Annotated in this window: 15 protein-coding genes, 1 pseudogene and 1 riboswitch; of the genes and pseudogenes, 10 read left to right on the top strand and 6 right to left on the bottom strand. The window is 35.8% G+C overall.

The features are described from left to right. Positions 1-7: 7 nt before the first annotated feature. The 5 genes from ACJ5H0_RS07970 (at position 8) to ACJ5H0_RS07950 (ending at position 3,961) form a co-directional block, all read left to right on the top strand. A complete protein-coding gene (locus ACJ5H0_RS07970; protein WP_411248688.1) occupies positions 8-487 on the top strand; it encodes a nuclear transport factor 2 family protein in 480 nt (159 codons plus the stop codon). A gap of 12 nt (positions 488-499) precedes the next feature. Beyond that, on the top strand, positions 500-952 hold the full coding sequence (locus ACJ5H0_RS07965; RefSeq protein ID WP_172279812.1) for a GNAT family N-acetyltransferase: 453 nt from the start codon (positions 500-502) through the stop codon (positions 950-952). A gap of 176 nt (positions 953-1,128) precedes the next feature. Continuing rightward, positions 1,129-1,638 carry a DinB family protein gene (locus tag ACJ5H0_RS07960; protein ID WP_172279810.1) on the top strand — a complete coding sequence of 170 codons (510 nt, stop codon included), beginning with the start codon at positions 1,129-1,131 and terminating at the stop codon, positions 1,636-1,638. Positions 1,639-1,856: 218 nt separating this feature from the next. Beyond that, complete coding sequence (locus ACJ5H0_RS07955) at positions 1,857-2,405, top strand: L-threonylcarbamoyladenylate synthase (protein WP_273648775.1); 549 nt, start codon at positions 1,857-1,859, stop codon at positions 2,403-2,405. Positions 2,406-2,542: 137 nt separating this feature from the next. Then, on the top strand, positions 2,543-3,961 hold the full coding sequence (locus tag ACJ5H0_RS07950) for a CCA tRNA nucleotidyltransferase (RefSeq protein WP_411248683.1): 1,419 nt from the start codon (positions 2,543-2,545) through the stop codon (positions 3,959-3,961). 177 nt (positions 3,962-4,138) lie between these two features. On the opposite strand, the gene ACJ5H0_RS07945 is transcribed toward ACJ5H0_RS07950, so the two are convergent. From ACJ5H0_RS07945 to ACJ5H0_RS07935, 3 genes and pseudogenes are all read right to left on the bottom strand, one after another. Continuing rightward, positions 4,139-5,179 carry a YncE family protein gene (locus ACJ5H0_RS07945; RefSeq protein WP_273648771.1) on the bottom strand — a complete coding sequence of 347 codons (1,041 nt, stop codon included), beginning with the start codon at positions 5,177-5,179 and terminating at the stop codon, positions 4,139-4,141. Between the two features lie 105 nt (positions 5,180-5,284). Next, positions 5,285-7,039 carry a TonB-dependent receptor plug domain-containing protein gene (locus ACJ5H0_RS07940; RefSeq protein ID WP_411248677.1) on the bottom strand — a complete coding sequence of 585 codons (1,755 nt, stop codon included), beginning with the start codon at positions 7,037-7,039 and terminating at the stop codon, positions 5,285-5,287. A 33-nt stretch (positions 7,040-7,072) separates the two neighbouring features. Then, positions 7,073-7,248: riboswitch (cobalamin riboswitch) on the bottom strand. A 105-nt stretch (positions 7,249-7,353) separates the two neighbouring features. Continuing rightward, a pseudogene (locus ACJ5H0_RS07935) lies at positions 7,354-7,837 on the bottom strand (cytidine deaminase). Between the two features lie 107 nt (positions 7,838-7,944). Here ACJ5H0_RS07935 and namA point away from each other — a divergent pair. The 4 genes from namA (at position 7,945) to ACJ5H0_RS07915 (ending at position 10,877) form a co-directional block, all read left to right on the top strand. After that, a complete protein-coding gene (gene namA / locus ACJ5H0_RS07930) occupies positions 7,945-8,997 on the top strand; it encodes an NADPH dehydrogenase NamA (protein WP_273648766.1) in 1,053 nt (350 codons plus the stop codon). A gap of 29 nt (positions 8,998-9,026) precedes the next feature. After that, on the top strand, positions 9,027-9,317 hold the full coding sequence (locus tag ACJ5H0_RS07925; RefSeq protein WP_411248672.1) for a DUF2752 domain-containing protein: 291 nt from the start codon (positions 9,027-9,029) through the stop codon (positions 9,315-9,317). A gap of 19 nt (positions 9,318-9,336) precedes the next feature. Continuing rightward, positions 9,337-9,657, top strand: coding sequence for a CCC motif membrane protein (locus ACJ5H0_RS07920; protein WP_172279794.1), 321 nt, complete (start codon positions 9,337-9,339; stop codon positions 9,655-9,657). Positions 9,658-9,851: 194 nt separating this feature from the next. Beyond that, complete coding sequence (locus ACJ5H0_RS07915) at positions 9,852-10,877, top strand: NAD(P)-dependent alcohol dehydrogenase (RefSeq protein ID WP_345992473.1); 1,026 nt, start codon at positions 9,852-9,854, stop codon at positions 10,875-10,877. A gap of 75 nt (positions 10,878-10,952) precedes the next feature. Here ACJ5H0_RS07915 and ACJ5H0_RS07910 read toward each other — a convergent pair whose 3' ends face one another. The 3 genes from ACJ5H0_RS07910 to ACJ5H0_RS07900 form a co-directional block, all read right to left on the bottom strand. Next, the gene (locus tag ACJ5H0_RS07910) at positions 10,953-12,755 is read right to left on the bottom strand and encodes an endonuclease (protein ID WP_411248668.1); all 1,803 of its coding nucleotides are present in this window, start codon (positions 12,753-12,755) and stop codon (positions 10,953-10,955) included. Between the two features lie 193 nt (positions 12,756-12,948). Further along, complete coding sequence (locus ACJ5H0_RS07905) at positions 12,949-13,476, bottom strand: DUF4136 domain-containing protein (protein ID WP_172279788.1); 528 nt, start codon at positions 13,474-13,476, stop codon at positions 12,949-12,951. A 5-nt stretch (positions 13,477-13,481) separates the two neighbouring features. Beyond that, positions 13,482-13,661: a DUF5522 domain-containing protein gene (locus ACJ5H0_RS07900; protein ID WP_411248664.1), complete on the bottom strand. Its 180-nt coding sequence runs from the start codon at positions 13,659-13,661 to the stop codon at positions 13,482-13,484. Between the two features lie 38 nt (positions 13,662-13,699). On the opposite strand from ACJ5H0_RS07900, the gene ACJ5H0_RS07895 reads away from it, so the two are divergent. Continuing rightward, positions 13,700-14,026, top strand: coding sequence for a hypothetical protein (locus ACJ5H0_RS07895; RefSeq protein WP_273648758.1), 327 nt, complete (start codon positions 13,700-13,702; stop codon positions 14,024-14,026). Positions 14,027-14,043 lie beyond the last annotated feature (17 nt).

The following is a 14,043-nucleotide window of genomic DNA, read 5'->3' as shown; positions in this document are numbered from 1 at the left end:
TATAGTAGTGAGAAGGATTACAATTATTTTTATCCTGAGTATTTTTAACCAGCTATTATATGCACAGGTTAAATCTACTGGTGAACTCTTTCAAACCGCCATGAAATTGGATAGTTTGGTTTTCAAAGAAGGATTTAATAAATGTAACCCTTCCCACTATAATGATATCATAAGTAATGACCTTGAGTTCTATCATGATATTGGTGGTATTACTCTGGGTAAAGAAGCGTTTATAGCTTCTGTAAAAAATAACATCTGCAGCGTTCCCAGTAAAATAAAAAGAGAACTTGTTCCCGGAAGTATGAAAGTGTATCCTCTGTATAATAATAAAACCTTATATGGATTTATACAGGAAGTTGAACATGAGTTTTTCGAAAACAACAATGGGAAATGGAATAAGACCGGAAAAGCAAAATTTACCCACTTGTGGATCTTCGACAATAACCAGTGGAAACTCAAGCGGGTGCTGAGCTATGATCACCGATAAGCATTATATCATATGAAAAATACAAGAAAAGCAAATATTTCGGATATAGAAGAGTTATCCGGATTGTTTGATCAATACAGGATTTTCTACCATAAGGTATCTGATATCCCGGCTGCTGAAAACTTTTTAAAAGAAAGGATCCTGAATCAGGATTCTGAAATTTTTGTTGCTCAGGAAGAAGATAAATTAATTGGTTTTGTTCAGTTATATCCTATTTTTTCCTCAACCAGAATGAAACGCTATTGGTTGCTCAATGATCTTTATGTTAATGACCAATATCGAGGAAAGGGCTATTCAAAACAGTTGATAGAAGAAGCAAAGGAGCTTTGCAAATCCTCTGATGCCTGCGGAGTGTTATTGGAAACAGGAAAAAGCAATGACATAGGAAATCAATTATATCCGGCTTGTGGTTTTAAGCTCTACGATTCTGTTAATTTCTATGAATGGAGTAATCCGGAAGAATAGAAGGAGGAGGGAAAGATTTGGGAACCAAAAATCAAGAGCCAAGAGCCAGGAATCAAGAACCAAGAGCCAGGAATCAAGATTTGATGTAATAAACATCATATAAACATTGGTCTAAATTTCATCATTTATCACTCATCACACATCAATTATCATCAATCACCCATAATCACTCACACATGACTGAATTTCAAAAATACATTCAAAGATACCTCGATCTTATTCCTTCCGGAAAATGGCAGGAAGAAATACAAAGATCAGAAGAAAAGACAACCAATATTTACTCCGCCCTTTCTGAAGAGCAATCTCATTTTGCGTACGCAGAAGGAAAATGGACCTTAAAGGAATTATTATTACACCTTTCCGACACAGAAAGAGTTTTTCAATACAGGATTTTGGCGATCGCCAGAGGCGAGCAGAAAGATTTACCAGGTTTTGATGAAAATGAATACGCAAATAATTCTCATGCTAATGACAGAAGCCTGAAATCTTTACTGGATGAGTATCAGCTGGTAAGGAAATCTTCTAAGATCCTCCTTGAAAGTTTACAGCCTGATGCTTTGGCTACGGTAGGAAACGCTAACGGAAATTCTATTTCAGCAGAGACAGTAGGTAAGTTAATTGTAGGGCATAATTATCACCATCTGAATGTTATTGAAGAGAGGTATTTACCAAATTTGAAAAAATAGAATGATATTTTTTTATCATTTTTTGGGTGGGCTTTAGCCCACCTTTATTGATTGTATGCTCTTGTTATAAAATTGTATTGATGTATTTTTTTTATTCCGATGGCTTCAGCCAAAACCTAACGGAAAATCCGTATTTTTGACATGTAAATTCAATTTGAAAAATTGTATAATAAGAGATTCTTTCTCTTTCATTTTTCTAATAATTCTAAATATTAAAAATGGAAAACATTATCAATATATTAAAATCCGGTGGAACTATTCTTTATCCTACAGATACAATTTGGGGAATTGGTTGCGACGCTACTAATATAGAGGCTGTTAATAAGATCTTTGAGATTAAGAAGCGCGAAAAAAACAAGTCGATGATCATTTTGGTGGAATCTGAAAAAAGACTTCAGGACTTGGTTGATGTTCCGGAAATGGCCTGGGAAATTATTGATTTAAGTGAAAAACCGGTAACTATTGTTTATGAAAATCCTAGAGGCTTACCTGAAGAACTGTTGGCAGAAGATGGAAGTATTGGAATTCGGTTAGTGAAAAATGATTTTTGTAAAAAACTCATAACAAAACTGAATAAACCGTTGGTTTCTACTTCAGCAAATTTTAGCGGAGACAAGAGTCCGTTAAAATTTTCGGATATCTCTCCGGAGATCATTAACATGGTTGATTATGCAGTGGAAGAAGACAGGGAAAAGGTTTCCAGGTATTCCGGATCTTCAGTTATCAAAATATGGAGTGATAATAGAATCAAGGTACTTCGGGAGTAGAAAACAAGATTTTAATTATCTTTGCAAAATCATTATAACCATTAAGAGAGTGGGAAGTGGAGTCTGTTTAAAATGCATGGAATTTTAAATAAGTCCAATAACCTGGTTTCTTAATGGTTTTACATTAAATAATAAATATGTTCATTAATCTCAATCAAAATAAAAATCTAAAGCTTTTTAAAATCATTTCGGAGGTTGCAGCCCGGAATAATCAATCAGTATATATTGTTGGCGGATACGTGCGGGATTTACTGATGAAAAGAAAAGCGTCTACAGATATTGATTTTGTTACTGAACAAAGCGGAATAGAGCTTGCACAAAGCGTGGCTGCGGAAATTGATCCGAAAATGAAGGTTTCCGTGTTCAAAACCTATGGAACCGCAATGATCAAATATAAAGATCTTGAGCTGGAATTTGTAGGAGCAAGAAAGGAAAGCTATAATGAAAACAGCCGAAAGCCGGAAGTGGAAGGGGGAACATTGGAAGATGACCAGAAGAGAAGGGATTTCACGATCAATGCAATGGCAATTTCTTTAAATAAAGATAATTTCGGGGAACTTATAGACCCGTTTAATGGAGTAGAAGATTTAGAAAAAGGAATATTAAGAACCCCTTTAGAACCTGCACAGACGTATTCTGATGATCCCTTGAGAATGATGAGAGCGGTTCGTTTTGCTTCTACCTTACAGTTTACGATAGAGGAAAACTCGTTATCCGCAATCAGCCGGGAGGTAGAAAGGATTAAAATTGTTTCGAAGGAGAGGGTTATGGTAGAATTCAATAAGATTATGCTTTCTGAAAAGCCGTCTATTGGATTAAGCCTGCTGGAACAAACCGGTCTTTTAAAATACATCATTCCTGAATTGATTGAACTGAAAGGGGTAGAAGAGGTGGAAGGACAGACCCATAAAGATAACTTTTACCATACTTTGGAGGTTGTAGATAATATTTCCGTTAATACAGACAAACTTTGGTTGCGTTGGGCAGCGTTACTTCATGATATTGGAAAAGCACCCACAAAAAAATTTGTTGAAGGAACCGGGTGGACTTTCCATGGTCATGAATTTTTGGGATCGAAAATGGTGAAAACCCTTTTCCAAAAGCTTAAACTTCCCTTAGGGCCAGATATGAAGTATGTACAGAAAATGGTCAAACTTTCATCCCGCCCGATCGCTTTGATTACGGATGATGCTTCTGATTCTGCTCTAAGAAGACTTTTATTCGACGCCGGTGAAGATCTTGAAGATCTGTTTACGCTTTGTAAGGCTGATATCACCACGAAAAATTCAAAAAAACAGGAAAAGTTCAAGAGGAACTTCGAATATGTAGCGGTAAAGATAAAAGAAGTAGAAGAGAAGGACCAGGTAAGGAACTTTCAGCCACCTATATCCGGAGAAGAAATCATGGAGATGTTTCAGCTAAAGCCGGGACGTGAAATTGGAATTCTGAAAGAGAAGGTTAAAGAAGCTATTCTTGAAGGTGAAATCCAGAATGATCATGAAGAAGCAAAAAAGTATGTTATTGCAGAAGCTGAAAAGTTAGGATTGATCATCTGAGTCCAAAACTATCAATTGAAAAAGAAAAAGATCCGGAGATTTCATTTCCGGATCTTTTTTATTTGGATTTTGTCTGGTTTCTGTAAAAGAAATCCGGGCTGCCTTAGGCAGCCCGGAAAAAACACAAATGATGAAAAAAAAATAAAATTTATTAGTCTATTAAAAAGTAGAAACTTCTTAATTTAAATACACGCCATTAGTCCCCTTACCTGTTGTAAAGGATTTGATTTTTGATCCTGAAGTAGTATATACTGTAACTTCACTGTCTTCAGTAAAGTTCTTCACATCAGACGTAAAGATCTTTCCATCTACAACACTGAAACCGTAAAGTGTATAGTACTGTCCTCCGTCTACAGCAGTAATAATAGGAGTTGTAGGAGGAGTAGTTGCCGCCATAACCATTGAGTATACTTTATTTGCTGAAGAGAAGAAATATCTTCCACCATCAATCTGAAGATTGGTTGCATTAGGAATACCTGTCAACGTTGTTGTTTTCGTAATGCTTCCGGTACTTGAAATCTGGTAAATATAAGAGTCAGTAGTTCCTGTAGCAATAACATATACATTACCATTATAGGAAATTGTTTTGTTGATATTTACATTGGGCAATGTAATTACAGATTGTACATCATTGTTCGAAGTATTGATGTAAGTTATTTTGTTTCCGAATCCAAAGCTTGCATTTTGAACAAAAATATTTCCTCCTGCTTCAACAATTCTTTCAACGTTATCCGTGAATGTAATTTTCTTAACAAAAGATAGATCTGAATTTTTATAAATACTTACATATTTAGCTCCCTGATATTTATCATTGGTTACATAGATATTATTATTGGCAACGGCAACATAACGGGGATTATCTATTTGATTGGTAATTTCACCTGCACTTTTAAAAGTATATCGATTTACTACCTGGATTTTATTTGAGTTGTTTAACAAGAGATACGCTTTATCCCCGTTGAATGCCATAGCTTGTAAAACATCACCCAATTGGTTTCCATTATTATTTTTGGAAAAGATGCTGTTTTGACTAAAAGTTAAGTCTCTTGAAACGAAAGTTACTTCTGCATTTGGCTTTCCGAAATTTCCTTCGTTCGAAATTAAATATCCGTTTTCATAAGTTACTACAGGCAAAGTATTATCACTATCAGTACTACAGGAAATATTGAAAAGTAGTACTACAGCAAATAATAGTTGTAAAAGTCTAGTTATTTTCATGTTATTTTTTATTAAAAATTTATCGTTGCGGAAATACTGTAATTACGTTTTGGCATCGGATAATAAGACACCGTTTCATAAACAGTATTGGTTAAATTATTGATTTTAAAACCTAAGACATATTTTTTTTAAGATCGTTGCTGATACACCCGTGTTCATGACGAAATAAGAATCTATCGCATCTTCTCTTTTTTCATCTGTTGTAGTGTATGTAAGACCATTAAAAACTCCCTGAACATAAAGTTTTAGGAAAGAATACTGATAATCAAAATTTCCAAAAACCTTATGGAGAGGGACATACATCATTTGCTTTTTAGTTTCCTGATTGATGGATTTTGCAAGTGTATATCCTATATTAAATCTAAAATGGTGTTCTTTAAGCTGTTTATCAAAAGTAATCTGTGATTCTAAACCATAAGACTTCACTTTATTGATATTAACTGGGGACCAATATCCGTGAGCTGTCGGCAACCACACTATATTATCCGATATATAAAGATAATACGGACTTAATGCAAGTTTAATATTACCCCATTTAAACTCATGGTCCATATCCATCTGGTAAGACCTTTCCGGTTTTAGGTTTGGATTTCCTCCGGGATTCCAATACAGATCATTGAATGTTGGAAATCTGAAATTTCTGGATACATTTACTCCAAGATTATACCATTGTACCGGACTCCATTTTCCCGAGAATGAGTAAAGCAATGGCGAACTTATATTCTCTACAAAATCCTTTTTAACACCAGCTTCAAAACGCAGATCTTTCGTCGGAAAATATCGTATTAACCCCGCTAAAGAGCCTACATTTCTACTTACATTACCAATTCCTTCAGTTTTTACACCTTGGAGATCAGGCTGATACCCCTCACCTTTGTTTACCTGGAATTCGGTGATGATGTTGACATTAAGTTCAGGTACGATGAAATAATTAAAATCATTTTTAAAGATATAATTTTTCCCTGTTGAACCACTGGTCTTCGGAGCATTGTAATTGCCAAAATATTGGAAATTTTCTTCTGTGTAAGCAGCTTTTAAGCTATTTGAAAATTTACTTTTAGTAATATCCCAGGAAAGTAAGCTTCTGGTGCTTTGTGTCTCGTATTTTGTACGGTTGCCATTCTCTACAAAAATCGGATAATTCTGTGTCGAGTCAAAAAACTGACTTTGCCATGAGATCGTCTGATGTCTCGCAATTTTATAGGAGATTCCAACATTAAACGTACTGTTAAAGTATTTGCCGTTTCTATTAATATAGTTTTTTTCTTCCACTTTATAATCATTCTGACTGATCGAATGATTTCCTGAGACTTTAAAACTCAGCTTTTCATTGCTGTAGGAGGCCGTTCCGAAATTATTAAAAGTACCAAATGATCCACCCTCAGAATACAGGGAGGCTTTAAAACCTTTATTGAAATCCAGATTATTATTGAGATGTATACTTCCGCCGATTGCACCACTTCCGTATATTACACTTCCGCCACCGGCTTTCACTCCGATCTCATCATATCCGAAAAGAGGAATATTATTAATGTCTCCCTGACCAAGAAATATCGAATTGATATTGATTCCATTCCAAACAAAGGCTGTCTGTGGAGCAGAGGTTCCTCTGAACGAAGGCGAAGAAACTGCACCTCGTCCGTTTTCCTTGATATAAATACTGGATTGGAAACGTAAAAGTTCTGAAAGATTCGTGGAATTCTTTTCAGCATCCTGAGGAGTAATGGGAGTAACCTTATGAAAAAGTTTTACCTTGTTCATCTGGTTGTCAAAAATATAAACGGTATCGATTGCTTTCTCTTGTCCCAGACAAAGAAAATAAGCAGATGACGATAAAAGCAGTACTAAGGTTTTTTTCATACTATTTTACTTTTCCACCGAAAGCAATATATTTTTGATATTATCATTTTGGCAGGTCTCCTGACTTTCGCATTTCTATACCTTCCCGTTTTCACAGTGGTTTCTTATAGAAATTTTAATTGCGATCTACAGTTGCGGGGACAGTCTGGGATTTTCACCCAATTCCCTATTATTTCAATAGCTTGAAAACCAAAATTTTTGCAAAGATAAGTTTTTAAAAAGAAATCTCAGTCGTATCTGTTAATTTGTAATCAAAACAATGGTCTGCAGAAAAAATAACGATTCCCAGAACCTCAGAATTGAGAGTTTCACGATTACAAGAACGTCGAGTCAAAGTAAAATGGCAATAGATCTTTAATCGAATTTACCTTAACGATTTCATCATTCATACTGGAAAAATAAAGATCAATATTTTCTTTTTGTTTTGTTTCGTATTCAATAAGACTTTGTCTGCAGGCGCCACACGGGGGAATCGGTGGTGTTTTTTCAGAAGATTCTTTAGGGCCTCCTACGATAAAAATCTTTTTGATCTTTTCCTCAGGAAAATTTGCACCTATCCAGAATAGAGCTGTTCTTTCAGCACAAAGTCCGGATGGAAAAGCTGCATTTTCCTGATTGTTACCGGAAAATATTTCTCCGTTTTCAAGTAATACGGAGCACCCGACCAAAAATTGGGAATAAGGGGCATAAGCATTTTCGCGGGCTTGTTTTGCTCTTTCGAAAAGTTTTTTTTTCTATATCGTTCAGTTCAGAGCTATTTTTAAAATATTCGTAGCCGATCTGTATATCTTTTTTCATATATTTATTGGAGCCTAAAAAGGGGAGGTAAAATTAGTTCTTTTTAATCACGTGGGCAACCCGGGATTATTTCCTCTCCATTAGTAAAATTCAAAAATTAATAGACAATGTTATATACTCCGATACAATTCAGAAATATTAAACTCTCTAACCGATGGGTTATGTCACCTATGTGTATGTATTCAAGTGAAAACGGAATGGCTAATGACTTTCATTTCGTACATTACGGAAGCAGATCACAAGGTGGTACCGGACTGATAATGATTGAAGCAACGGGTGTTGAACCCCGGGGAAGGATCACTAATAAATGTATGGGAATATGGAATGACGAACAAGCTGAAAAACTTCAGCAGATTGTCAACTTTGTCCACTCCAATTCTGAGAGTAAAATCGGAATCCAGCTGGCACATGCCGGAAGAAAAGGCTCTACCTGGAATAATATTCAAATTCCAGTGGAAGAGGGGTGGGAAACTCTGGCACCTAGCCCGATTCCTTATCATCCTACAGAAAGAATTCCACACGCTCTGACGCTGGAAGAAATCAAAACTCAGGTTCAGAATTTTAAAGAAGCAGCAAGAAGAGCTGTGAAAGCAGGATTTGACATTATAGAGATCCACGGAGCGCATGGATATTTAGTTCATCAGTTTTTATCTCCGCTTTCGAATATACGAACAGATGAATATGGAGGCAGCTTCGAAAACAGAATACGATTTTTAATAGAAATAGTAGATGCGGTAAACGAGGAACTGAATGATAATACTGCATTGTTTGTGAGAATCTCAGGAACAGAATATGCTGAAAATGGATGGGATATCGAAAGCAGTGTAGAGCTTGCAAAAATACTGAAGCAGCATAAGGTGGATTTAGTGGACGTTTCAAGTGGTGGGAATATTCATGGAGCAAAGATTGCTGTCTTTGACGGTTATCAGGTCCCCTTATCATCACAGGTAAAAAATAAAGCTGAAGTGAAGACGGGAGCAGTAGGTTTGATCACAAAAATAGAGCAGGCTGAGGATATTTTACAGAAGGGTGATGCCGATCTTATTTTTGTAGCCAGGGAAATTCTTAGAAATCCATATATTGCAGTTCAGGGATCCTTTGAAATGAATGAAAACTGTTTTTTCCCACATCAATATCTAAGAGCTAAAATTTCTTCTTAATTTTAGAAACCAAAATAAAAGTTCAGGAAATGAAGATTGAAGATTTTATGCTACCTTGTCCAAGCAAAAAATTCTTAGGAATTGAATGTTTTGGTTGTGGTACCCAAAGGGCAATTGTTTTAGTCTTTGAGGGAAAATTTTCAGAGGCTTTTCATATGTTTCCTGCGGTCTACACCTTACTTCTTTTTTTGCTTATGGTAGGAGTGAACTTTATTGATAAAAAAAGAAGCTATGGTAATGTACTGGTTTTTTTAGCCATTATTAATTCAATTATCATGGTGGTTTCTTATTTTTATAAACATCCTTTAACATTACATTAAATTATTAAAATAACTAACTATGAATCAAAAATTACCAAACGCGACAACCGTACTAGTACTAGGAATCGTCGCTATCCTCGGAAGCTGTTGCTGTAACGGGATTGTAGGTGTAATCTGTGGATTAATCGGAATGAATCTGTACAATAAGGATAATACGCTATATCTTCAGAATCCGGGAGTATATTCAGACTATGATAACCTTAAAACAGGAAGAATATTATGCATCATTGGTCTGATTATAGGAGTTCTGAGTCTTGCCTATATGATCTTTGTCCTTTCTACTGTCGGCTGGGACGGATATATGGAGCAGATTAATCAGCTTAAAAATATGGGAAAATAACTTTAATGATATGATCGAACTGAATGACCGCAATTTTGCGGTCATTTTTTGTTGGTGGGTTGTTTGTAATTTTCTTCAATGTAATACGTAAATAGGAAATTTTATCGGAAACATGATTTATTTAATGGTATTTATTCATGTAAACCAGTATGTTATTAGTAAATTGAAGTATATAAATTTCAAATATTAATTGTATGAAAGCAGTACGTTTTTTCGGACATAAAGATGTCCGTGTTGTAGATGATATGGAAATCCCAAAACCATCAGGAGAAGAAGTGTTATTAAAGATTGGAGGTGCAGGTGTTTGTCATTCGGATTTGCATATTATAGATGAAGGTACAGTTTCGGGTTCTGTTTTTACTTTGGGACATGAGAATGCGGGATGGATTGAAGAAATCGGTTCAGATGTCAAAGGATATAAAAAAGGGGATGCTGTCTTAGTCTATGGACCTTGGGGATGCGGGCATTGTAAACCCTGTCAGCAATCAAAAGAGAACTATTGTGACCATCAGTCAGAAATGGCGTATGGTGGAGGATTAGGACTGAATGGCGGGATGGCAGAATATATGCTTGTTCCATCGTCCCGTTTATTGGTTCCTATTTATGATCTTGATCCCGTTATAGCTGCACCACTTACCGATGCTGCTTTAACCCCGTATTCAGCGATCAAAAGGTCACTGGATAAATTGATGGCAGATGAGTATGTGGTGGTGATCGGTGTTGGGGGATTAGGGCATGTTGCACTTCAGATTTTACGGGAGATCAGCGGAGCTGAAATTATTGCATGTGATGTCACAGAAGATAAGCTGGCCTTTGCCAGAGAGCTTGGAGCTTCTTACACCATTAATTCCAAAGATGCTGATGCTGCAGAACAGATCAAAAAGATTACCGGAATAAAAAAGGCTAAAGTAGTATTGGATTTTGTTGGAGCAACTTCGACCATTGAGTTGGGAACTAAGGTTGTAAGCCTTGACGGAGACCTTACCATTGTAGGATTGGGAGGAGGACATTATCAATACAATATGTCCGGATTGCCATTTGGGGTAAGTATGACTAATCCTTACTGGGGCTCCCGGGTGGAACTGATGGAGGTTGTAGGACTTGCCAGACAAAAGAAAATCCATATTGAAATTGAAAAATATAAGCTCGATCAGGCTAATGAGGTTTATGACCGGCTAAGAGAAGGAAAAATCAAAGGCAGAGCGGTCTTGATTCCCTGATATTTAAACTACCAATAAAAAGCCTTCTCTTTATTAAGAGAAGGCTTTTTTTATTTTAAATAAAATCCTGAAAGCTTATTTAACGATAAACTTAAGACTGGAATTATCCAGTTTTAAGATATAGACACCTTGCTCAAGATTTTTAATTTTAATTGAATTCCTGCTGTTTTTGAAGGGGCTGTTAATTGTTTGCATTATTTTCCCTTGCAAATTATAGATCTCAGCTTTTTTAATATTCTGAGTTTCTCCTTTTATGAAAATCTCCTGATTTGAAATGGGATTAGGATAAACCTGTAAATCTTTTGACTCAGGCTGAACATCAGAAGAGATACTCTTGCTTTGCTTTCCTGTCCCTGAGTAGCAAGTCCAGCTCAGGTTGTCAAGAGCTACACGATTGCTTGATGAATTATTATCCAATGTCACTACTACATTCCCGGAAACATTAATATTATTGATTGTTGTGGTTGCAGTTGTTGCACTGTAAGGAATTGTTCCCACCTGTACTCCGTTTACCAAAACATTAAACGTTCCTGCGCTTCCGCTGAATTTTAATTGAGTAGTTACCGTTAATGATCCGATACCATTAGCTGAGCTGCTTGATTTTAAAGAACCATCACGAACAGTAATCGCCTTATTGGAAATCGTCTGATCGGTTCTTGCATCTGTTGCGGTCCAGGTAATTCCACCATTGGTCCATGTTCTTGTAGAATAGCTTGATGAACTTCCCGTAGGAATGGTTTCAAAATTTTCATTGACACAATCTGTACCTGGATTCGTTGTTCCTCCGGATTCTGTAGTTGCAGAAACTGTTGAGCTGTCGGAAGAAGTATTTCCAGCCGCATCCTTAGCTACTACATAAAAAGTATAAGTTGTGGATGAACTCAATCCTGAAATTGTTGCAGAAGTTGAAGCTACATTGGTTTTTAAGCTTCCGTTCATATAAACGTCGTAAGAGGAAACGCCAACATTATCCGTTGAGGCAGTCCATGAAAGAGATACACTACTTGATGTTTTACCTGAAACACTAAGGCCCGTAACTGTTGTAGGTGCCTGAGTATCGTTTGATGGTTGTTGGGATCCCCAGATCTGATCTACATAAGCAGGATTGTCAATAAAAGGATTTCTATTGCCCTGATAAGTATAAGAAGCATTATTTCTTAAGATTTCTGCCTGAGAAACAGGATCCTGATTATGCCATGCTAAAAGAACATTAAGCTCCCAGGTTTGTAACCCCGGAAAAGCTGTGTTTCCTAGCATATTACCTGAAGAGAAAGAAGAAAGCTTACTTTGATAACGTGTTACAAAATAAAAGATCATTCTGGCCACATCTCCTTTGAATTCATCAATTGGCTCGAAAACTGTTCCCGAGTACCCTGAAGATACGGAGTTTCCTAATTTTGATCCATTTTTGGATGTAAATGTTGCTGTTCCTACTTTTCCGAAAGGATAATTGGATCTCATTCCGTTTACTTTACCATCGGTAGCTCTGATGAAGTTGATATCCGAAACCATCGGTGATGCTTCATTAAATAAGCTTTGTGGTACAATATGTTCACGGTTATAGCAATTTCCTTCTACTGAATAAGTTCCGCATTGATTCGTCACCGGAGTATAGTTGTACGGATCCGCGCCATTGGGCTTCTCGGAATAAATATCCATGATAGATCCGTCGTTTTCATAAGTTTTATCAATATCGGTAGTTTTATATCCGGTCCAAAGTCCTCCATAACCTTTGTCCTGGTGACCATTGGTAATAATGGAGCTGAGTTCTGTTTTCAAAGCAGCTCCTGTTAATCCAGTGGCAGAAGAGTAGTATCCTGCAGGAGCCTGGGCTTTAGCAATACCTGCTAAAGCAAGAAATAAGATAATTTTTTTCATATTTAATAAAAATTTAGGGTGTAAGATTACTACATTTTTATGAAATGAAAAATTACATTTCTGTTAATTTTGGGCGTTTATATTATGTATGGTATATATTTGATAAGATAACTACCGTGATGAACTACAAATTAATAAAAAAAGCCAATGCAAAATCATGCATTGGCTCAGTATAATTGATTTAAAATAATCTTTATTTTCTTTGTGGAGGATAGTTCTTCATAATTTCCGCCATAATTTCAGGGATCTGTCTTTGTTTAGCTCTTGGTGAGTCTACAGATATTCCGCTTCCTATACCTTGCCAAACCAGCTTATTGCTTTTCGTATCTACTAGGTCTACAATTAATGCTCCTTCATTATAGTTACTGGTCCATGTTCTGTTCATTCCAATACCCCATCCAAAAGGTCCTCCCCATCCCCACATTCCGTATGGTGAATAACTGTTGATATCCGTTACTTTTTTATGATTAGCTTTTACATTAACAATAAGATCCGGATTTTCTCCCGATGAAAGACCTTTGCTCTGCAGCTGTTTTGATAATTCATTCAAAACCCTGTCTTTATCAATATCGTTAAGTTTCAAATCATCAATTCTTATTTTATATGTTTTATAAGAAGTGAAATTAGCAGTTTCGGCATAGTCAGAACGAACCTGAAAAGGGCTGCAGGAGGTTAAACCTAAAGTAGCCGCGGCTAACAAAATAAAAATATATTTTTTCATTTTATTTATTTTTTTTTATCGTTTTTAATGAATGTATCAGTCTTTTTATCGTATCCGTAAGGACAATGTCTACAGCCACTCTTACAACAATATCCTCGCTTCAGATGAAACTTTTCTGTAAAGACTTTATATCCCTGTTCGTTATAGTAGAAGTCTTCATGTTCTTTGATGTCAAAATGAGCCATAAGTTAAATCTTGATCAAAAACTTTTATATTTGTTATTATGATAATTGTGTGCCAAAAACCATTAAAAAAATTAAAAATTAATGGTATTGCTCTTTTTCCTTTTATCTTCGTAAGAAAACCCGAAGATAAGGAAAATAATGTATTGATCAATCACGAAAAAATTCATTTAAGACAACAACTGGAACTGTTGATTATTTTCTTTTATATCTTTTATGTTATAGAATATTACTATCACTTTTTCAGGTTAAAAGATGCTTATCTGGCTTACCGGAGTATTTCATTTGAAAAAGAAGCCTATGCTATGGAAGATGATGGAGGTTATCTTAAGAGCAGAAAACTTTGGAGTTTTTGGAAGTACAGATAGATAAGATTTAAAAATGG

Origin of the sequence: Chryseobacterium proteolyticum, assembly GCF_046591535.1 — a bacterium.
GTDB lineage: Bacteria > Bacteroidota > Bacteroidia > Flavobacteriales > Weeksellaceae > Chryseobacterium > Chryseobacterium proteolyticum.
Note: the sequence above shows the minus strand (reverse complement) of the source record. Positions and strands in the feature narration are given on the sequence as shown.